This is a genomic window from Reichenbachiella ulvae (assembly GCF_025833875.1).
GTDB classification, from domain to species: domain Bacteria; phylum Bacteroidota; class Bacteroidia; order Cytophagales; family Cyclobacteriaceae; genus Reichenbachiella; species Reichenbachiella ulvae.
This window is the reverse complement of record NZ_JAOYOD010000001.1, coordinates 5287958-5308618: the sequence shown is the minus strand read 5'-3', so window position 1 is coordinate 5308618 and position 20661 is coordinate 5287958. Positions and strand designations below refer to the sequence as shown.

Annotated in this window: 16 protein-coding genes; 4 read left to right on the top strand and 12 right to left on the bottom strand. The window is 41.6% G+C overall.

The annotated features are described in order from the left end of the window. Positions 1-288: 288 nt before the first annotated feature. Positions 289-1359 carry a M42 family metallopeptidase gene (locus N7U62_RS21815; protein ID WP_264140239.1) on the bottom strand — a complete coding sequence of 357 codons (1071 nt, stop codon included), beginning with the start codon at positions 1357-1359 and terminating at the stop codon, positions 289-291. Positions 1360-1361: 2 nt separating this feature from the next. Next, a complete protein-coding gene (locus N7U62_RS21810) occupies positions 1362-2918 on the bottom strand; it encodes an acyl-CoA carboxylase subunit beta (protein ID WP_264140238.1) in 1557 nt (518 codons plus the stop codon). A gap of 131 nt (positions 2919-3049) precedes the next feature. Between N7U62_RS21810 and N7U62_RS21805 the strand changes: the two genes are divergently transcribed. Beyond that, the gene (locus tag N7U62_RS21805) at positions 3050-3961 is read left to right on the top strand and encodes a Ppx/GppA phosphatase family protein (protein WP_264140237.1); all 912 of its coding nucleotides are present in this window, start codon (positions 3050-3052) and stop codon (positions 3959-3961) included. A gap of 1 nt (position 3962) precedes the next feature. Further along, complete coding sequence (locus N7U62_RS21800) at positions 3963-5033, top strand: Ldh family oxidoreductase (RefSeq protein ID WP_264140236.1); 1071 nt, start codon at positions 3963-3965, stop codon at positions 5031-5033. Positions 5034-5108: 75 nt separating this feature from the next. On the opposite strand, the gene N7U62_RS21795 is transcribed toward N7U62_RS21800, so the two are convergent. After that, entirely contained in the window at positions 5109-5567 is a 459-nt protein-coding gene (locus N7U62_RS21795) for a hypothetical protein (protein ID WP_264140235.1), read from the bottom strand. Between the two features lie 70 nt (positions 5568-5637). Continuing rightward, positions 5638-7932, bottom strand: coding sequence for an FdhF/YdeP family oxidoreductase (locus tag N7U62_RS21790; RefSeq protein ID WP_264140234.1), 2295 nt, complete (start codon positions 7930-7932; stop codon positions 5638-5640). A gap of 267 nt (positions 7933-8199) precedes the next feature. On the opposite strand from N7U62_RS21790, the gene N7U62_RS21785 reads away from it, so the two are divergent. Beyond that, positions 8200-9606 (top strand): ATP-binding protein, encoded by a 1407-nt coding sequence (locus tag N7U62_RS21785; RefSeq protein WP_264140233.1) that lies wholly within the window; start codon positions 8200-8202, stop codon positions 9604-9606. 425 nt (positions 9607-10031) lie between these two features. Here the strand turns inward: N7U62_RS21785 and N7U62_RS21780 are convergent, their stop codons facing one another. The 6 genes from N7U62_RS21780 to N7U62_RS21755 all read right to left on the bottom strand — a co-directional run bounded on the left by N7U62_RS21780 (position 10032) and on the right by N7U62_RS21755 (position 15455). After that, positions 10032-10466 (bottom strand): hypothetical protein, encoded by a 435-nt coding sequence (locus tag N7U62_RS21780; RefSeq protein ID WP_264140232.1) that lies wholly within the window; start codon positions 10464-10466, stop codon positions 10032-10034. Positions 10467-11237: 771 nt separating this feature from the next. Next, positions 11238-11429 (bottom strand): hypothetical protein, encoded by a 192-nt coding sequence (locus N7U62_RS21775; RefSeq protein WP_264136073.1) that lies wholly within the window; start codon positions 11427-11429, stop codon positions 11238-11240. 11 nt (positions 11430-11440) lie between these two features. Further along, a complete protein-coding gene (locus tag N7U62_RS21770; RefSeq protein WP_264136072.1) occupies positions 11441-11710 on the bottom strand; it encodes a helix-turn-helix domain-containing protein in 270 nt (89 codons plus the stop codon). A 297-nt stretch (positions 11711-12007) separates the two neighbouring features. Continuing rightward, entirely contained in the window at positions 12008-13018 is a 1011-nt protein-coding gene (locus tag N7U62_RS21765) for a nucleoside hydrolase-like domain-containing protein (protein ID WP_264140231.1), read from the bottom strand. Continuing rightward, positions 13015-14400, bottom strand: a complete 1386-nt coding sequence (locus tag N7U62_RS21760; RefSeq protein ID WP_264140230.1) for a glycoside hydrolase family protein — start codon at positions 14398-14400, stop codon at positions 13015-13017. Before N7U62_RS21760 ends, N7U62_RS21765 begins: the two co-directional genes overlap by 4 nt. After that, positions 14397-15455 carry a family 43 glycosylhydrolase gene (locus tag N7U62_RS21755; RefSeq protein WP_264140229.1) on the bottom strand — a complete coding sequence of 353 codons (1059 nt, stop codon included), beginning with the start codon at positions 15453-15455 and terminating at the stop codon, positions 14397-14399. The genes N7U62_RS21760 and N7U62_RS21755 overlap by 4 nt, the downstream gene beginning before the upstream one ends. 160 nt (positions 15456-15615) lie before the next feature. On the opposite strand from N7U62_RS21755, the gene N7U62_RS21750 reads away from it, so the two are divergent. Next, the gene (locus N7U62_RS21750; protein WP_264140228.1) at positions 15616-17121 is read left to right on the top strand and encodes a sulfatase family protein; all 1506 of its coding nucleotides are present in this window, start codon (positions 15616-15618) and stop codon (positions 17119-17121) included. 597 nt (positions 17122-17718) lie between these two features. Here the strand turns inward: N7U62_RS21750 and N7U62_RS21745 are convergent. Together N7U62_RS21745 and N7U62_RS21740 are read right to left on the bottom strand one after the other, a co-directional pair. Further along, positions 17719-19551, bottom strand: coding sequence for a T9SS type A sorting domain-containing protein (locus tag N7U62_RS21745; RefSeq protein WP_264140227.1), 1833 nt, complete (start codon positions 19549-19551; stop codon positions 17719-17721). Between the two features lie 50 nt (positions 19552-19601). Further along, positions 19602-20648, bottom strand: a complete 1047-nt coding sequence (locus N7U62_RS21740) for a family 43 glycosylhydrolase (RefSeq protein ID WP_264140226.1) — start codon at positions 20646-20648, stop codon at positions 19602-19604. Between the last annotated feature and the right edge of the window lie 13 nt (positions 20649-20661).

Below are 20661 nucleotides of genomic sequence, written 5' to 3'. Positions count from 1 at the left end.
TCCATATTTTCAATAAAGTATATGATCCATTAAAAATCATCAATCAAAACCTCCCTATCCTTAAACAATTAAAACCCATAATTAAGAATCTTTGAATCATCTGTAAAAATGAGCTACAAACACCAAATTATCTTCTTCAAAAGACCTCCGTTTGTACAAAATATTCTAGATTGCCGACACTGTAATTGACAGCTCAACAACTGTCACACCCAACAGTATGAGGATTCTACTTATTCAGAAAAGCCCAGATTTAACATCCGGGCTTTTCTTTTTATATACTATTAATATTTACTTGATGTAGCGGAAATCATGACCTTCCTTCAGCTGTACCAAAAACTCGTACATCAGGTCAATCACATTTTGAACATCCTCTAAATGTGCCGTTTCTACCGTGGTATGCATGTACTTGATCGGCAGAGAGATCAGGGAAGAAGCAATCCCCTCCCCACTGTAGGCAAAGGCATCGGTATCAGTCCCTGTAGATCGAGAAGCAGCGGCTCTTTGATATGGAATCTTTTTATTGTCAGCCGTCTCCATGATCATTTTCAGCAGGTTGTTTTGCACAGCTGGACCGAATGACAACACAGGCCCTTTTCCAGCCTTTTGGTCTCCATCCTTCTTTTTGTCATACATAGGCGAGTGCGTATCGTGACATACATCCGTGATGATCGCCACATTGGGCTTGATACGAGCTGCCATCATTTCAGCGCCACGCAATCCGATTTCCTCCTGCACGGCATTTACGATATATAGTCCAAATGGCAACTTGACATTATTCTCAGCCAGCTTGCGAGCCACCTCAGCGATCATAAATCCACCGATACGATTGTCAAGTGCACGCCCGCATAGATATTTCCCATTGAGCTCCATCAGTTCATCGTCGAAGGTGATCACATTGCCTACCTGAATACCCAGTTCCTCAACCTCTTTTTTGGATTCGCATCCCACATCGATGAAGATGTTGTCAAGACCAGGTGCCTTTTCTGATTTGGCATCACGCACATGAATAGCCGGCCAACCGAAGACTCCTTTCACGATTCCCTTGTCGGTGGCGATATTTACGCGCTTCGATGGAGCGATCTGATGATCCGAACCTCCATTGCGAACCACATAGATATAACCTTCATCAGATATGTAGTTCACAAACCATGAAATCTCATCTGCATGTGCTTCTATCACTACTTTGTACTCCGCTTCAGGGTTGATGATCGCAGCTACTGACCCATAGGTGTCCGTGATGTATTCATCCGTAAAGGCTTTGATATATTCTAACCAAATCTTTTGTCCCGAAGACTCAAATCCAGTCGGTGATGCATTGTCTAAATATTCGTAAAGAAACTTTTTGCTCTTTTCATTCATAATTATAATGGAATATTACTGTGTTTTTTACGTGGCAAATTAGCCACTTTATTTTCTAACATACGCAGGCCACTGATCAATTTCAAGCGAGTATTGTGGGGCATTATCACCTCGTCGACAAAGCCACGGCTCGCTGCGGCATAGGGGTTGGCAAATTTTTCGGTGTACTCCTCTACCTTCTCATCCAACTTCTTTTTCGGATCATTAGCCGCTTTGATTTCGGATTTAAAAATGATCTCAGCAGCGCCCTTAGCCCCCATCACGGCGATCTCTGCAGTCGGCCAGGCAAAGTTAAGATCCGCCCCTATGTGCTTGGAATTCATTACATCATAAGCCCCTCCATAGGCCTTGCGGGTAATCACGGTGATTCTCGGCACGGTAGCCTCACTGAAGGCAAAGAGCAGTTTAGCCCCATTCGAAATGATACCGTTCCACTCCTGATCAGTGCCTGGCAAGAAGCCCGGCACGTCCTCAAACACTACCAGTGGAATATTGAAGCAATCACAAAAGCGTACAAAACGAGCAGCCTTCTTACTGGCATCTATATCCAGTACGCCTGCCAGACTCTGCGGCTGGTTGGCCACTATGCCGATACTTTTACCTCCTATCCGAGCAAATCCTACGACGATATTGTCCGCATAGTTTTGATGTACTTCGAAAAAGTCCTGCGCATCTACTACCTCTTTGATTACCTCCTTGATGTCATAGGGCTGATTGGGGTTCTCTGGTATGATGCTATCCAGTTTGTCTCTGGTTTCGTCCTTGGGATCGAAAAGCAGATCCATGGGTTTCTCTTCGCAGTTTTGTGGAATGAAACTCAGCAGTCGCTTTATGTCTCGGATACACTCCACTTCATTGACTGAGGCGAAATGAGTCACGCCACTCTTGCTGCTGTGTGTAGAGGCACCACCGAGCTCCTCTGAGGTCACCTCCTCGTTGGTTACAGTCTTCACCACATTGGGTCCGGTCACAAACATGTAGGAAGTATTCTCCACCATAAAGATAAAATCCGTAATGGCTGGAGAATAAACCGCCCCACCTGCACAAGGTCCCATGATAGCCGATATCTGCGGCACCACACCAGAGGCCAGTGTATTGCGATAGAAGATATCCGCATAGCCACCTAGCGAAACAACCCCTTCCTGAATCCGGGCTCCACCACTGTCATTGAGCCCAATGAGCGGCGCACCATTTTGCATGGCCAGATCCATGATCTTCACGATCTTTTCGGCATGTGTCTCTGACAGGGATCCTCCAAATACCGTAAAGTCCTGGCTATATACATAGATCAGTCGGCCATCCACATTGCCATAGCCCGTGACGACCCCATCGCCCAGAAACTTCTTCTTATCCAACCCAAAATCCGTAGCGCGATGAACCACCAGCTTTCCAATTTCCTGAAAGGTTCCTTTGTCCAGTAGAAGCTCGATTCGCTCTCTGGCACTCAACTTGCCTTTGTCATGCTGGGCAGCGATTCTTTTTTCTCCTCCCCCCAGCTCAGCTTCCTTATTCAGTTGGGCCAGATGCTCAATCTTCTCTTTTTCAGTCTTTAAAGTCATATCATTTACGGGCTTTGTGTTTGATCAAATATAGTCCATTACACCTACAATCTGGCCGCAATGCAAACAGTCCTCGCCTAGCCTCACAGAAGATCAATTAATTTCATAAATTAGCCGGAATTTTGACGAATATGAGAGAAGGCATCATCGACATTGGCACCAATACATTTCACCTCCTGATCGTAGACCGTGCTGCCGATAACGAAGTATTACACAAAGAAAAAGTAGCAGTTCGCATAGGAAAGAACGGCATCAGCAAGGGCTTTATCTCCGACGATGCAGTCGAACGTGCTATAGAAACTCTCACACGTTTTCGTGCCAAAATCAAAGAATACGAGGTAGAAAAAGTAACAGCTACTGCCACCAGTGCCGTTCGCAACGCGGAGAACAAACAAGAGTTTGTAGATGCGATCAGAGAGACTACGGGCATTGAAATCAACATCCTTTCTGGTCACGACGAGGCTTTCCTGATCTATCAGGGAGTCAAAGAATTTTTGACCATAGAAGATCCCGCTTTGATCATGGATATTGGTGGAGGCAGCATCGAATTCATATTGGCAGATGGTGACCATATCATTTGGCTCAGAAGCTATGAGATCGGCGGTCAGCGCTTGATCGATCAATTTCACAAATCTGATCCCATCGCTACCAATGAAATAAATGATCTCAACCAATTCCTGAACGAAACACTGACTGAAGTATTCGAAAAGTGCGAACAATATGGTGCGCAATATCTGATCGGTTCGTCTGGTTCTTTTGACACCTTCTGGGACATGTACAGTGCCAAGGTCAATGCCAGCATCAACGAATCTCCTATCCTAACCCAAGACAGTTTTCAAGAAATATACGATGACCTGATTTCAAAAAACAAGGAAGAACGTCTGGTGATACCCGGCATGGTTCGCATGCGAGTAGACATGATCGTAGGTGCTGCCGTAGTGACCAAAAACGTCATGGACAACTGCGGTTTCAGCCAGATCAAAGTCTCACCCTTCGCCCTCAAAGAAGGCGTCTTGTTTCATGGTCTCCCCAAATCCAATTAAAATGAATTACACTTACGAGCAGCTCCACAGCTTTGCAAAGAAAATATTCATGGCCATCGGCCACAACGAAGAATTGGCTACCGGTGCCGCAGATGTACTCATCAGCGCAGACCTGAGGGGAGTCGACTCTCACGGGATCGCCCGACTGAAAGGATACGTACGTCTATGGGAAGTAGAGCGCATCAACGCCCAACCAGACATCAAAATCGTACATGAAACACCCTCCACTGCAACCATAGATGCAGATGCTGCACTTGGACTGATCGCAGGACCCAAAGCCATGCAAGTCGCCATCGACAAAGCCAAACAAGTAGGCACCGGATGGGTCAGCGTCAAGAATTCGAATCACTACGGAATCGCGGGATTCCACTCCATGATGGCTCTGGAAGAGGACATGATCGGCATCTCTATGACCAACGCCAGTCCGCTGGTGGCCCCTACATTTGGCAAAGAACGGATGCTGGGCACCAATCCTATCTCTGTGGCCATCCCTACCTTGAACGAAACTCCTTTCATAGCAGACATGGCGACTACTACAGCTGCCAATGGTAAGCTGGAGGTATTGCAAAGAAAGAAACTCGATGCGCCACTCGGATGGGTACAAGATCAGGAAGGCCACCCTACTACCAATGCCAATGGTGTGAAAGAAGGCGGTGCACTACTCCCGCTTGGTGGAGATCGTGAGCATGCCTCTCACAAGGGCTACATTCTAGGATCTATTGTGGATATTTTCTCCGCAGTACTTTCGGGCGCCAATTACGGCCCCTGGGTTCCTCCATTTGTGAGCTTTATCGATCCGGTAGCCAACCCTGTCGGGGAAGGCCTGGGACATTTCTTTGGTGCAATGCGAGTGGATGCTTTTCGTCCCAAGGAAGAATTCCTGCAACATATGGACCAATGGGTCGCTCGCTTCCGGGAGACTGAAGCAGTCGATGCAGACAATCCTGTGCAGATTCCAGGGGATTTCGAAAGAGGCATGGAAGCCGAGAGAAGCAAAAATGGCATCCCGGTCCTACAAGCCGTATTGGATGACCTGAAGGAGCTGGGAGACAAGTTTGAGGTGGAACTCTAGATACTCGTAGCTAGACTACTATTTCTAGTCAGTTGTTCTTATGTATTATCGCTGGATAAGTGGTTTCGGTTTGATTTACTGAACCGTCAGGGTAAAAAAGCGATCGCTTGAATCAGTGATTTCCCAAAGCAGAACATCATTGTACCAAAGTGAATTCATAATAAGACTTGATCCCGTATTGCTCAATTCTGTTTTGAATATTCCTTCCTCAACTTCAGGCAAAATCAGTTTGGTCTCAGAAATATTATCAGCCACAATTTCTTCACTGGCAAAAAAACGAAGACAGTTCTCGCTTTCTCGTTCAATGATCATCAAATTGTTAGTGCTGATTTCCCAGCCATCTTCCAGGTGATGGTAAACCTGAATATCTCCTGTAGTCCAAGCCTGATCTCCCTCTAACAGGTTGTGGCCATCCGCATCTTGCAAACGCAGATCTATATAAGTATCAATATTGACGCAGCAGTCAATAGATTCATCTTTGTCGCAGGCGAGTAGACCGATCAACAGTAGTCCCAGTAAGATTTTGGTTTTCATATCAAGTGGATTTAGATCTAAAAATACAAAACATAAGACCCCTTATCAATTAGAATAGTTGGAAGGGTATTTACTTTTTTTCAATCCTCACCTTTACAGATTTACTAATCGGCGTATGGCTCTTGTCTGCGTATTGGTCGTGCGGGATCAACACGTTGGTTTCTGGAAAGTAAGCCGCCAAATTGCCTTGAGGGATATTGTAAGGAACGATCAAAAAATCTTCGGCTCTCCGCTCCACCCCATCATAGCAGCTGACGAGATCTACTTTGTCCAACTTCTGTAATCCCAGCTTTTTGGCATCCGACTCGTGGATCAAAACGACCCTTCGTTCGTTGTATATACCACGATAGCGATCATCCAGGCCATAGATCGTCGTATTGAACTGATCATGGGACCGAATAGTCATGAGCAGAAACTCCTCCTCGTCTAACTCATGACGAGGCAGTCCACACACACTAAAACGAGCTCGCCCCTCAGGCATCTTGCTAAAATCTCCTTGCCTCGCATGATTGGGCAGGTCAAACCCTGATTGACCAGACCTTTGGCTGTAATCTTCAAATCCAGAAAACACCTCAGCTATCTTCTCTCGAATCAAACCATAATCGGTCCCAAACTGCTGCCAGTCGACCGGAGAATCCTTCTTGAAATAAGCACTGGCCAATTGCGCTATGATCTCTGGCTCGCTCATCAACTGATCCGAAGCGGGATCCAACCGACCATGAGACTGATGTACGCGACCCATACTGTTTTCGACGGTCACGTATCTGTTCTCACCATTCTTATGATCCTTTTCGGTTCTGCCCAATGTAGGCAAGATCAGAGCCGTTTTGCCCGTAACCAAATGAGTTCTATTCAGTTTGGTGCTGATAGAAACCGTCATCTCACAGCGCTGAAGGGCCTCTGCAGTATAGTGGGTATCCGAAGCGGCTGACAAGAAATTGCCACCCAATGCCACAAACACCTTTGCTTTCCCTTCATGCATGGCTTTGATGGCATGAACGGTGTCCAGGCCTTCCTTATTGGGAGGTTGAAAACCAAAAGCCTTTTCGATGGAGGCATTGAGTTTGGGGGAGACGTGATGCATGATTCCTACCGTTCGATCGCCCTGCACATTGCTGTGTCCTCGTACGGGACAAGTTCCGCCTCCTATGATCCCTATACTGCCTTTTAGTAACAGCAGGTTCACGCATTCCTTGATATTGTCCACACCATTTTTGTGCTGGGTCAACCCCATGGCCCAGCAGATGATGATTCTTTTCTTCTGAGCCAAAAGCACTATCACCTCGTCCAGCTTCTGCTTTGAAACTCCAGAAAGCGCCAAAAGCTCTTCTTCACTGTAGCGATCCAAATCTGAAAGGACTTCTTCCACTCCTTGTGTTTTGGCTCGGATAAAGTCCCAATCGAATACACCACCATGCTGATTCTCCAGAGTAGCCAGACCTTTCATAATCAACTTTAGCAACGCCACGTCCTGATTGATTTTGACCTGAAGATGAACATCGGTAAGGGCCGTGCCTTTTAGCACTCCGGACAATTCTTGCGGGTTTTTGAAGCGGACGAGACCGGCTTCTTCTAGCGGATTAATTGAAATAACCTTTCCTCCTCGCTCCTTGCATTTTTGCAAAGCAGAGAGCATTCTAGGGTGATTGGTGCCGGGGTTTTGTCCGATGACCATCACCACCTCTGCATCCTCAAAATCCTCCAGCGTAACCGACCCCTTCCCTATACCCAGGGTCTCTCCGAGTGCTGCCCCACTGGACTCGTGGCACATATTGGAGCAATCGGGCATGTTGTTGGTGCCATAAGCTCGGATGAACAAACCATATAGAAAAGCCGCCTCATTGCTGGATCGGCCTGAGGTATAAAACACCGCTTCATTAGGATCATCCAGATCATGTAGTTGCCTGGCAATTAGTTCGAATGCCTCCCGCCATTCTATCGGTTCGTAGTGGATGCTACCCGGACGCAGGATCATGGGATGTGTGAGTCTGCCACTCTTGCCAATTTGATAATCAGTCCATCGGGACATCTCGATTACAGAGTGTTCTTCGAAAAACTTGGGGGTGACTCGCTGGGTAGTCGCCTCTTCGGCGATGGCCTTAACGCCATTTTCGCAAAACTCGCCAAGAGAAGATCGCTTCTTTGGATCGGGCCAGGCACAGCCCGGGCAGTCGATTCCTTCTACCTGATTGAGCTTAGAAAGTGTCGCGACCGACCGAGCCAATCCCATTTCTTTCATGGCATGGTCCAGGGCAACCTTGACAGCAGGCAATCCCGCAGCATAGCTAGGTGCTGCCGCTAGTCGAATTCCTGTAAATGCTTTCGATCCCTCCACTGCCACATCACGTCGGTCTTGCTTACTCATGCCTTTAGTTTTTTTTCAATTGGAGTAAAAATAGGGAAAGAAATTGGAGTTAAGTCTGCCAGTGTCGTAGAGGTTTTGAACCTCGATGACCTTCCAAAGACAACTAGTTGGCTAGGCTGATTTGCAATGGAAATGCAACTGACTTACATGGTTGGATTAAGGAATGAGACATTGAATATGGCTATTAGGTCCTGTTTAAATTCTGGGATGACCATCCTTTAATTTTAAATCACTAATTTTGGGAAAGCAATCCTAAAATTTAAAAAAATGGCTTTTGATAAGAATATACTGGCAGGTAGAATAGTTGATGATAATACTTGGTGGGAAGATGATAGGATTCCCTTTTATGACGAATTTAGTAAAAGAAGATATTATCACGGATTTTTTGAATTAGTATCTCAAAAATTTCCACACAGGGCTGTGGTTTTGATGGGCCCAAGAAGAATTGGTAAAACTGTGATAATGTATCAAGCTATTCAGGATTTGATTGATCAAGGGGTCAATCCAAAAAATATCTTTTATTTCAGCTTGGACACACCAATATACACAAATGTTCCATTAGAAGAATTAATAAGTTATGGACTTGAAATTAATAAAGTTTCTATTGAAGAGTCCTACATATTTTTCGATGAGATTCAGTATTTGAAAAATTGGGAAATTCATTTAAAATCACTCGTAGATAGAAACAGAAAATCAAAGTTTATCGCAAGTGGTAGCGCAGCGGCAGCATTACGGATGAAAAGCATTGAAAGTGGTGCGGGTAGATTTACAGACTACTTTTTACCCCCATTAACATTTGCTGAATACATTGATTTGAATGGATATGATGATTTGTTATCTGAAACTGAAGTCGATTTCGGTGGACCTAGAAGGTTTTACGAGTGTTCTGATATTGAAAGGTTTAACAATCATTTCATCGACTATATTAATTTTGGCGGTTTTCCAGAAATTGCTCTAAACTCAGACAAGGTTAAAAACCCTGAAAGGGTAATCCAAAAGGATATAACTGATAAGGTAATCATGAAAGATTTACCAGGATTATTTGGTATCGAAAACACCTTGGAATTACAACAATTTTTTAATGTATTATCATATCGTACGGGTGAGATTTTGGATTATAAAAAAGTGTCCCAAGAAACTAAAACTGATAACAAGACAATAAAAAAATACATCAAATATTTAGAGGCCGCATTTTTAATTAAAGTACTGCATAGAGTAGACCTAACTGCAAAGCGATTTAAGAACATAACTCAATTTAAAATTTATCTTACCAACCCAAGTTTGTTTACGGGATTGTTTGGTCGAGTAACAGATGGTGACGAAAGATTTCCTCATTTGGTTGAAACAGCTGTTTACGCTCAATATCTACATAGAGAACATGAATTCTTAAGGTATGCCAATTGGAAAACAGGAAAGGATGAAGGTGAAGTAGATTTAATACAAATCAGCAACAACTATCAAGATGTACATTGGGCAGTTGAAATTAAATGGTCAGACAATCCTAAAGCTGGTAAACTAAAACAATTTATGTCCAAAAATAATTTGACAAAAGGAGTTATTACCAGTAAAACAAAGTTTGAAGATTTCGAAGACCTTCTAATTGTTCCCAACAGTATTTATGCGTATGTAGTAAGTAAAAACGCCTTGAGAAAATTGGATGATGAAATTTTTTAATGAACAAACTGTGTATGAAGTGGATAACAAACTGCCCTCCAAGTCCAACTCACCTGGAAAAATTGATTTTTCTACTTTTTCCATCTTGCAGAAACCAGAAAAATGTGTTTTTCTCCATTCCCCAATTTGCAGAGAGCCCACAAATTGATTTTTCTTGATTCTGTAACTCGCGGAAGCTCCAAAAATTGGTTTTTCTGCATTCTCAAGTCTGCAGAAAGCCCAAAAATTGATTTTTCTGCTTTCCGCAGCTTCGCGAAGCTCCAAAAATGCGTTTTTTCAATACTTGATTAAACAGGAAAGACTTTGAATAGCTGTTTATTGGGAACCTTCAGTAAGATTGGGCTTTGCTCTATGTAAATCTTAAGACACCGGAGAGCATAAAAAAAGAGGCTGTCTCAAAAGTAAGAGGCAGCCTTTTGTTCATTTCAGCTTTGCATCATCAACTCTTTGAACTTCTTTTCTCTCATCCGGTATAGATTTTTGTAATGATCCATTCTGGCTTTGCCTTCCTTGTAGAAATCCTGAGCATAAAGAAAATCCTCTTCTTCTATCATGAATTGCTTAACTTTTTGATAACAGGAAATGATAGCTTCGATCGGAAAAGCTTCGATAATATATTCCCTTTTTCCTGGAACAGCCCAGGGGGCTAGCAGCTTAATCATCATCTTTTCGATCAACTCTGCTTGCCAAAAATGGTCCCAGTGATCATGGTGTTCCACCTGAAAACGCTGCCCTTTGTGCTCCTTGTTGTAGTAGCGATACCTAAGACTCCACCGTCTGGATATTCCAAATTTACTCACCCCATTTTCAAGTTTCAACACATAAAAGAAACCAGGCATTTCTAATCTCTCGATCTTCATAATAGTATTAGTTAGAATTAAAAATTTGTTTGTTCACCCGGGAGACGACAAACAATTTTTAAGGCTAACTGATACCCTGCCTTTCAATTGCCCTTCAAACTACTGATAGTACTATTTTTATATTCATGAATGCAACAGTATGGCGCATAAACCGAATCTTTAGAGAGGTAGATGATATTTGGGTACCCAAATATCCGACTCGCTTTTTTTTTAAATATAAATCATGGTATAGAATCAATCAATTGAGACTTATATAGTGATTTTAATACATATTGTATTTTTCAAAGAAAGCAAGTCAAGTCATTTAATGTTTGGGTACCCAAATATCCGACTCGCTTTTCTTTTTCCTCATTCATGTTCTGAAGAATTAGATTCAAGGTCAATCATTACATTTCCAAGAATCAAATGGCTTATTGGGTATTAAAAATTCACTTAGAAGTGATTGATATGAGGTATGGTTAATGAGGCTATAAAAGTATATATCTATATTCTTATACTTCTATATTTATATATTGAGTAAAGGCTATTATTATAAGTCTTATACTCTTATACTCTTATACTCTTATACTCTTATATTATAATAATATGTGAATATAGAAGTATAAGAATATAAAAATATAGAATAGAATCTCAGAAATTGGACTGTCACATTTGCTTATATCTATGCCAAAATATTAAATAAAAAGTGATGCACTTAATCCAAAAAGACATAAAAAAACCGATGATAGCAACAGCCATCATCGGTTCATATTTCATTAATGGAGGGACCTCTTAAAATTTCATTTGGGTTCCTCTATTCTTCTTGTTCTGCATTCTCTGATCCAACTCGTATTGCTTAATTCCCCCATACAGGCCTCTGCCATATTCCGAGTCAGTTCTTAAATTTTTGATCAGTTCTTTTGCTATCTGGGGTTGCAGTTCCATCAGCAAATAGCCCTTGTTAAATCCATCTTGATATTTCATAATTCTTCTGGTTAAAATGTTTCTCTTGCGTTAGCTTCCAAATACTGCTCGATAGACTCACGATCATACAATATGATCTTCCTCTCTGGCTGTGAAAAACGAATACTCCCAGCATCTCGAAGCTTCTGCAGTGTTGATTTTGATTTGATGTTTAGAAGGCTCATTGTCTCTTCATGATTGAGCCACCTTTTGTTGAGATTGTCTAGACGTTCTTTCGCTTCATCCAGAACTTTTGTGATTAGCAAATCCAGTGCTCTGGACTGCAAACATATTACCTCCATATACCGCTGATTTTAAAGTGTTTATAAATAAAAAATTTTAATTAATTGAAATAAAAATTTTAACCCAGTAAAATTTATCTATCTGATCCTCAATTAATTATGATTAATCTAGCAATATATAAAGAAAAGTGAGAAGCAAATAAGGAGACGTGAAATACTCATGAACTTCTCACAAGGAAAAGCCAGCTCCAATATTGACGCTGGCTTAAATTCATGTCTTGTCCTGTAGTATCTTGACTTAATTCGGATCAAATTAAGACTGATTTTTACAGAACTACTTCAAACAAATTACACTCTTTAATAACAAAGTTTCACTCTTCTCAATAACTCATCATGAATACGCTGAGACCAGAATGCAAACCGTTCTTGATTGGCTTTTTCCATGTCTGGAAAATTGGCACCGTTCGATTTGATATCTGAGAGTGAAACACCCCAGTCTCCTAACAAAACCCAATAAGTAGCTGCATCTGAGTGATCCACTCCATTGTGTACATACTTCCCCTCAACGAACATTCTACCAAGGCTACTACTTTTGAACTGTTCGAAATATTCCATGCCTTTTGGGCCTCCACTCACAATTCCATGTTGGCCAATAGCTCCACATTCGTAATACTCGATATGACCATTAAGGGCCATTTCCTTCAAGAATGCGCAAGCAGTGGCATCTTCACGGCAATTGGCCACATGCTCTGGATGCTCGGGAGTTCCTTGATGAAGGCTAGAGTTGGTCCAATGAGCAATAAATTTGAGTTGATTAAATAAATGCACTTGTTTCGTCTGTATAAGATGCTTTACCAATATTGCAGGCTCAGTCAAAGAACCCCAGCAAAGCACATGGATCACTTGATCAGTTGTAAGCATCGAGTCCAGTAGCATCCGTACCGTTGGGTATTTGTCCAATGATTGATAATCGCCTTTGAGATCAAACCTCTCTGCTGTGACTTTGATGGATGACTCGGTAAATTGTATATTCGTCGGGTAACCACCGATATTTTCATTAAGTCCATTAACATCCTTTCGATAGGCATCCCCATAATAACGGTTAGCCCACTCTCCCTGGTCAGGAGTATGAGCATGCTCTTCGCGATGTGTACTGGCAACTATTATTCCTTTAGTATCAAACATATTAGCCATGAGCAAATAACCCGCCATGGCCGAAACATCATCTGGATCATTGATGGTACCCATATGATTATTTCCCGGGAGACTCGGATCAGTAGTATCTGTATAAATCCATACAGAAGGCTTTTGAGCTAATACAATTTGCACTGCAAAAAGGAATGCAAGGGTAAAACTGGCTAATCTCATTTGATACTAATGTTTTGAGTAAACTCTTCATCAACTATGAACTGGTCTCTTTTAAAAGATTGAACAACCTGACCATCAATCATAATATTTTCAAATTGGATATCATGAATGGGATGATACTCATCGTGCCCCATGATCAGACTGGGAATTTGCTGAGATCCGAAATAAGTAATATTCTTAAAATGAAAGTCACTCAAGGAACCTTTGTCAGGATTCCACTTTCCCCATCGATTAGGTCTGGTGACTAGATGAAACATACGCCACTTTGAATTGTATATGCGAATGTCTTCGATCAAGAAATTGCTTATATCTGCCTGCCCTCCATGCACAGCACAAAACACCGCCAAATTTTCGTTGTCCCAGTGATGCTCCACTCGTATGACATCAATATCATACACATGACAATCCCCAAAGTCTGACCTACCATTCCAACTGATCATAAATGGCGCACCATTCTCCATTTGCCAAATCACACATTTCCTAACAGTTGTGTTGCTTTTATACAGTTTGATAGCGTCATCATTGACTTTGAAGAAGCAGTTCTCAATCAAAGTATTTGTGCCAGCTGAGATTCCGTCTGTACTGAACCACCAACCCATCATTTTAATATTGTTGAAGTAGTGATCGTCCCCATTAATGGCAATCATGTATCTGGGCGAATGAATCATAGTGATCCCTTCTACCTTCAGTTGATTTGCATTTCGCATTCGTATCATATGCTCATGCGTCCGTGGCATATAATCCTCTCCGGATATTATGCCTCTCCCACTGATTTTTACATTCTCTACATCTTCAGCATAGATCTGCCCCTTGACATACGCACCTCCCGCCAAATATAAATGCTGCCCGCTTTTGAGCTCTAATCTATCTCCAATCTTATGAAAACCCGGACCGAAATAAACGACATGTTCATCGCTTTTGTCAGGCACCATTTCTTCCAACGGATTGGCAAAAATCAACAGTGGATGCTTAATGATAGATCCTTGTTCAAATTCGACAGAATATTGTCCAGGTTCAGTGATCAGGAATTCTATTTTACCTGCACTCAAAATTGCTGGCTCTACTTCCTTATTGAGCGGTTGAATTTGTGCAAAATCGATTTTTGACTGCAAACATTCCACCGTGACCTTTACCTTTCCCTCGAAAGAGAAATTAACCCAGGAGGTAGTTTCACTATAATTGGTAGTATGCATACTGCTCATGCAATACACGAAATCCTGAATGACCCTATCGTCCTGCTCCAAAGTCACTATGTACTGTTCAGAAGGATAGATATTGGGGTTTTCCCTTGTAATGTTTTCAGCAGGAGGATAAGTCACGAGTTGAGCCCGCGCCTGTCCGACCAAGTAGAGCATAGCAATATATAAAACAATTCTTTTCATTCTTTGACCGATGTTTGATTCTCACTTTTGGGATTCCAAATTACAAGGCTATCTGACACGATACTTGTTGGTTCGATACAGAGATAAGGTTCAGAATATTTTTCTGAGCTGTGATAGGCGATATAATACTGACCATCCAAACCTTTGAATAATTGATTACTAAACACAACTTGGGTAGGCGGTGCGAAACCGTGTGACTCAGGATACTCCATCTTTACTTCCAGATCCGCCTCAGCTTCCAAAAAAGTATATATAGGATCATTATTGGCCATAATCCAGGGGCCCATGGCATCATTAGCAATCATATGAAAAACTCTGATCACATAACCTCCATAAAACTGACTGAAAAGCATATGATAATCATCCTCAACTCTGGTGATTTGAGGAGCATCTAGATATTTGTAGACATCCCCTAATGAATCTGGCCCAAGAATCTCCTTTGGCTCTGAAAGCAATTGAGCTGCGGCCACATCTACTGCAGCGATGTAGAATCGACCGTCCATATCATAGTAGAGATAATGACTCCCATCCTTGGCTTCTACTATTGTACCATGGTTAGTCCAGGCCAACGGTGCGGACTTGTTGATTACTTCATACGGTCCCTCCAGCTTATCCGAAATTGCAAGCCCAAAGCCATACTTCTTGTAAGGTCTGAGGGTATTATTTCTACTATTGAATGTGAGATAATATTTATTCTGAATCCGGATGATTTCTGGCATGCGCCACTCGTCTCTGTACCAGGCTGTATCAGCAATATGATCATGATCGATCAAGGCTTTTCCCTTTTCCCATTGGGCAAAATTCTTTGCGCTATATAGGTATGGTCCTTTCGTTTGCTCATCAAATGGATCTGAATATTCAGAGCCGACTAGATAATATGCATCCTCTTCTGACCACACAAAGAAATCTTTCATTCCATATGGATTAATTCCATCCAAAATCGGATTCTGCCAAGTCTGAAAATACTGATTTCCATCCTTCGTCGGAATACAAGAACTCACAAGAAAAGCAAACCCAAAAATCATCTTCCATCTCATAGCTTCAAAAATGACCATTCAGTATCAAATCAAATTGTTTTTATCTCCATTTGACTTGCTCTATTATCCCAACCACCAAGACTTTAATAGAATGAATGATACATCCAAAAGGAAGTCTTAGAGAGCAAAACGAATGTTATTAGCCCCTTTAGATTTGATGAGAGTAAATATGAAAAGAATGAAGAAGATAAGTGTACTATTACTCGCAGCAGCGAGCCTCCTATGGAACAACTGTAGCTCAGTATCGAGCATGCAGACCGAAACACAACCTGACCGCCCCAATGTTTTATGGATATATGTAGAAGATTTGAATCCATTTTTCAGTAGCTATGGTGTAGATATCAACCCTACTCCTGTAATCGATGGGCTGGCAGAAAACGGTGTGCTATTCAAGAAAGCCTTCACCCCTGCTCCTGTATGTTCGTCTGCCCGATCAGCTATAATCACTGGCACCATGCCTACCACTTTTGGGACGCACAATCACCATTCCTCAAGAACCATGGAAGACGCTATTTTTCTTCCTGAAGGAGTAAAAACCATACCCGAAATTTTCAAGAAAGCTGGATATTATACTTTCAATCATGGTAAGGACGATTACAACTTTGTTTATAACCGAAAGGAATTATACAATGACCCCATCAAAGTAGACTATTGGTACACCTTTGCTGGTAAGGGCAACTATTTGGATTCCCTAACCAGCGACAAACCCTTCTTTGGTCAAGTGCAACTTAATGGTGGAAAGCTTTCACTAGTTCAGGCCTATGACAACAATCTGAAAAAAATGGGCATCGAACCCATCGATAGAAATCTGGTTGAACTACCACCGTATTACCCCAACCTTCCCTCTGTACATGAAGACTGGGCTAGACATTACGATGCGGCCAGGATGACAGATATCGAAGTAAGTGGCATCATGGAGGAGTTAAAAGCCAAAGGACTCCTGAATAACACATATGTATTTTTCTTTACCGATCATGGATATAAGGGCATCAGACACAAACAGTTTGTTTATGATGGGGGAATTCACATTCCTTTAATTGTGGCCTACTATGGTGAAGGTGGGAAGATCAAAAAAGGTGAGATCAGAGAAGATCTGGTCAATGGAATCGATATTGGTACTACTAGCTTAAAACTTGCTGGATTAGACATCCCCGCGTACATGGAAGGAATGGATATGTTTGCCTCAGACTTCAATCGGGAATACATCGTTGCAGCCAGAGACCGCTGTGATTTTAGCATCGATAGAATAAGAGCCATTCGTACGGATCAGTTCAAATACATCAAAAACTATATGCCTCACAGATCCTATACCCAACCGGCGTACAGGGACAGAAGAGCCGAATATGTAGACATTAAAAAAGCCTATGAGGCTGGAGAGTTGAATGAAGTCCAAGCTAAATACTGGAAACCCACAAAGCCTGTAGAGGAGCTTTTCGATCTAGAAAACGACCCACACGAGATTAATAACCTGGCTGAAGATCCTGCATATGCAAAAGTGCTACAAGAGCATCGTGATATACTGACCGAATGGACAAATACTTACGGAGACAAAGGAGCTGAACCTCAAAACATTTTCTCTCTTAAACACATGATCTCCCGCTGGGGCGATAGATGCATCAATGAAGAATTTGAGAATGCCAGAAACTATCGAATCAGCAATACACCCAGAGTGAGCCTAAAATAATAAGAACCAGGCCGCTTCAAAAAGATTCATTTAAGCTCTTCAAGTTCCCTGACCGACCTTATGCCGGCTGGTCAGGGAATGTAACTTTAAAAGAAATTAGTTAGGTTACGACTTGGTTTCATTTTACTTATTCACCTACTAGTTTGACTTTAGAGAACTTTTAAAACAGTCTCCTTTTATTCATTTTAGTATGACCAAAGAGTGCTAATTTTAGCATTGTTCAAACATTTACTATCAGATGAAAAGCAGACACAAAAGAATCCCAGTAACCTTTTTTTTCGATTTAGGTAATGGGAATACTTTTTCTAATCAAGTCTCTAATTTATTTTCCATGTTCAGAAATGTACGATAGTACAATCAATCAAAAGTCAGCTGATTTATGCATAAAACTACTTAGATAGACTATTGAGAGAAGATAAACACTCCTTTATTCTATTTCATTTTAATAGGCTGACAGCATCGAAAATTAACAAAAACTGTACATCACACTAGGAAAAAGTAATACCCACCATAATCTTTACTATCACGATTGACTCATAACTCTAAAACCTAAAGTAAAAAACCAATAAATGAAATAATTGTTCAAATCATAGACAATTACTCTTTTACAAAGCGAAAAACTTGTCCTTGGGTTCGAAAAAGATAAATACCACTTTTAAGGTGTTGCACATCGACCTTCTTGCCTTGACCTTTTAAGATCAATTGACCTGAGGTAGTCCATACTTGATAATTAGTATCAGATTCTGCTTCATCGTAATTTATCAATTGTGTGGTAGGATTGGGATAGAGTATATATTTATATCCCTTAGTATTAATAAGAGATAAAATTTCTTCCTCTTTTTCGGCCTCCCCTTCTTCAAAAGAGATATTCCTGGTAGTCTCAGGATCAATAGTAAAATAATCATCTTTATTGTCTTCAGTAAGGAGCACCCCATCGATCACTACATTTTTGAAAAGAATTTCCTCAAAATAATAGACATCTCCATTACTCAATTGGGTTCCTTCTATCAGACTCAAACTAGGACTAATTTCTTGTTCATACGCATCTCCAATAAACTGTAGCTGTCCACCTGTGACTGTGATATTTTCAAGATGCAAGCCTGAAACATTCCCTACTGTACCCGTATAATCTGTCCCCAACTCATAAACACCTTCAGTTGTCTTTCGAGTGTTATTTTTCAAATTAACCAATGCTGTAATATTGCCATCTACATGCAGGTTTTTGATAGTGACATTTGTGCCATTCATATCGTAATCGATTTGGGACATCAAGATCCCATGATTATTCCCAATTTTCCTCCATTCAGGGTATATCACGTAATTGTCTATCAGCGTAGAGTTTTCCGTATGGTATTTCCCGTCCCAGCCCATACAAAGAATAGATCCATTGAATCCTGGCCAAAAAACAGTTTCTGTCACAGTCAGGCCTTTGTTGTACAAAGCATCGTCGCAGCTACGAAAGAAACATTGATCAATCTTATTGTCCGTACCCCAAGGACGAGCGCCATCATTATTAGGATGCCAGCCCCAATATTTCAAATTTTGATAGGTGGCATGATGACCTAAATTGACTCCATGTCCAGCGCCATCACACACAATGATACCTTCTACGGTATTGTAACCTCCATTATTGTAGCCCACTCCAATGTGTGCCTGATTGGGAGCAAAGGTTTCTTTCCAAATGTATTCACGACCAGTCAAAACACCTCGTCCGTAGATCTTCACATTTTCACCACTAACACCTGTGATACGTCCATGTACATAAGCACCTCCCTCGAAATACACTTGCTTTCCTACTTTGTTTATTGCAGGTCCAAGATTACCAAAATCATCCATTACATCCCGTAGATCGTGGAATCCAACAGGAAAATAAATCACATTGGCATCTTGTAACTGAGCCAATGTAGAACTGGCGCTGTAGACATGAACCGCAGGACTGTTCTTATCTGGGACTATGGTTTCTTCCATTTCGGCAAAGACCATCATCATATGCTTGATCACACCATCACTCGTATGCTTATTATCATCTGAAAGAAAATTGACCGAGACATATCGAGGCTGATCCAACACAAACTCTACCTTCAAGCCATCATTAGATAGTATGGGTTCTACTTCAAAGGGAGAAGGAAAAACTTCTACCTCACTTGCCGCTTCACCAAATAATTTCTCAACAGTGATTGTAAGTGGGCTCGAAAAATTATAGGAAAACATTGTCCAATTAAAAGTACGATCTCCCTTAAACTGAGAAGCCCAATCCCCAATATCTTCATCCCTACCTTCTGAATAAATCACTTTAGAATCAATTACAATTCCATTTTGTGATAGAGTCACCTTGTAGTTCTTGGACAGATATGCTTCTCCTTCTTGCGTGGGCCAGTCATAGACAGCCAAACCATCTATGGACTGTGCCTTCGCAATCAGACTAAACATAACTAAAAAAACTGTTGTATATATTCCTTTCATTTCCTTCACAATACTTACTAAAACTGTTGAACCTCTTCCTTTCCAGGGTACCCATAATCTGGATCTTTAGGTCTGATGATCACTTCACCATTTTCCATTTTGATCTCCATAGGCACCAGAGTTAAGCCTTGTTTATTGATGGTATAGGCAGTGTCACTTTGGTCTCCAGTTTTTGCCTCCTGAGGGCTAATTGGTGGTTTGTTGGCATTGTAGAATGCCGTACACCACCAGCGGTCCTGCTTATCTAGAAACAAAGTACCATGTCCAAGAAAACGACCGGCAAACTTCCTCTCACCATAGGGACCCATTAGATTGTCAGATGTGCAGTAGTATAGATTATAAGTACCATGACGCATTTCGTCAGTCGACCATGCTGTACCGAATAGCACATACTTTCCTTTGTATTTGATAATGAATGCACCCTCATGTCCCATTTTTCGGTTCGAAGGACCGATTTGTACAGGCTCTCCATCAGTACCTGATAGGTCATCTTTCAACTTCACTATCTCTGTGCATTTATAGACCAGATATTTGCTTCCATCATCGTCCTGAAATAAAAAAGGGTCATGCTTTCGCCGAAAATTGCTCCCCCATTGGCTTTTTAGCTCAAACAAATCTGTACCTTTTGTCTGGATCAAATTGCCTAAACCTGTATTGGAGGTATGGATGTAGACCCAGTGATCATCTACCCAGTGCATTTCGGGTGCCCATAGTCTCATAGGCATGGGGTCGTCACGTTCTTCGTTCTTCTCAGCTAGTCTTGCCTCAAACTCCTCTGCATTGCTAGCCTTTCTGATGGAATAGGGAAATCCTATTTTCTCCCAATTCCAAAGGTCATCACTTACGTATACTGGCATCAAATCATCACCTTCCTCATTCTTTTGCTGAGTCATGGTCATATAGTAACGACTATCTGGACCCAGAGTGATAAAAGGATCTCTCATCCAATCATCAATTGGATGAATAGCTTTTTTGTGTTGCATCACCTCAACGGGTAGCTGCTCAACATCTTTTTTTTCCTTTGATTGAATATTGGGATGGCATGCCATCAGTGACACAGCCATTATTCCTATAGTT

Excerpts from the sequence above, each read along its gene's own strand:
- N7U62_RS21815 (WP_264140239.1), bottom strand. The coding sequence starts at position 1,359 with ATGAATGAAAAGAGCAAAAAGTTTCTTTACGAATATTTAGACAATGCA.
- N7U62_RS21810 (WP_264140238.1), bottom strand. The coding sequence starts at position 2,918 with ATGACTTTAAAGACTGAAAAAGAGAAGATTGAGCATCTGGCCCAACTG.
- N7U62_RS21805 (WP_264140237.1), top strand. The coding sequence starts at position 3,050 with ATGAGAGAAGGCATCATCGACATTGGCACCAATACATTTCACCTCCTG.
- N7U62_RS21800 (WP_264140236.1), top strand. The coding sequence starts at position 3,963 with ATGAATTACACTTACGAGCAGCTCCACAGCTTTGCAAAGAAAATATTC.
- N7U62_RS21795 (WP_264140235.1), bottom strand. The coding sequence starts at position 5,567 with ATGAAAACCAAAATCTTACTGGGACTACTGTTGATCGGTCTACTCGCC.
- N7U62_RS21790 (WP_264140234.1), bottom strand. The coding sequence starts at position 7,932 with ATGAGTAAGCAAGACCGACGTGATGTGGCAGTGGAGGGATCGAAAGCA.
- N7U62_RS21785 (WP_264140233.1), top strand. The coding sequence starts at position 8,200 with ATGGCTTTTGATAAGAATATACTGGCAGGTAGAATAGTTGATGATAAT.
- N7U62_RS21780 (WP_264140232.1), bottom strand. The coding sequence starts at position 10,466 with ATGAAGATCGAGAGATTAGAAATGCCTGGTTTCTTTTATGTGTTGAAA.
- N7U62_RS21775 (WP_264136073.1), bottom strand. The coding sequence starts at position 11,429 with ATGAAATATCAAGATGGATTTAACAAGGGCTATTTGCTGATGGAACTG.
- N7U62_RS21770 (WP_264136072.1), bottom strand. The coding sequence starts at position 11,710 with ATGGAGGTAATATGTTTGCAGTCCAGAGCACTGGATTTGCTAATCACA.
- N7U62_RS21765 (WP_264140231.1), bottom strand. The coding sequence starts at position 13,018 with ATGAGATTAGCCAGTTTTACCCTTGCATTCCTTTTTGCAGTGCAAATT.
- N7U62_RS21760 (WP_264140230.1), bottom strand. The coding sequence starts at position 14,400 with ATGAAAAGAATTGTTTTATATATTGCTATGCTCTACTTGGTCGGACAG.
- N7U62_RS21755 (WP_264140229.1), bottom strand. The coding sequence starts at position 15,455 with ATGGTCATTTTTGAAGCTATGAGATGGAAGATGATTTTTGGGTTTGCT.
- N7U62_RS21750 (WP_264140228.1), top strand. The coding sequence starts at position 15,616 with ATGAAGAAGATAAGTGTACTATTACTCGCAGCAGCGAGCCTCCTATGG.
- N7U62_RS21745 (WP_264140227.1), bottom strand. The coding sequence starts at position 19,551 with ATGTTTAGTCTGATTGCGAAGGCACAGTCCATAGATGGTTTGGCTGTC.
- N7U62_RS21740 (WP_264140226.1), bottom strand. The coding sequence starts at position 20,648 with ATGGCTGTGTCACTGATGGCATGCCATCCCAATATTCAATCAAAGGAA.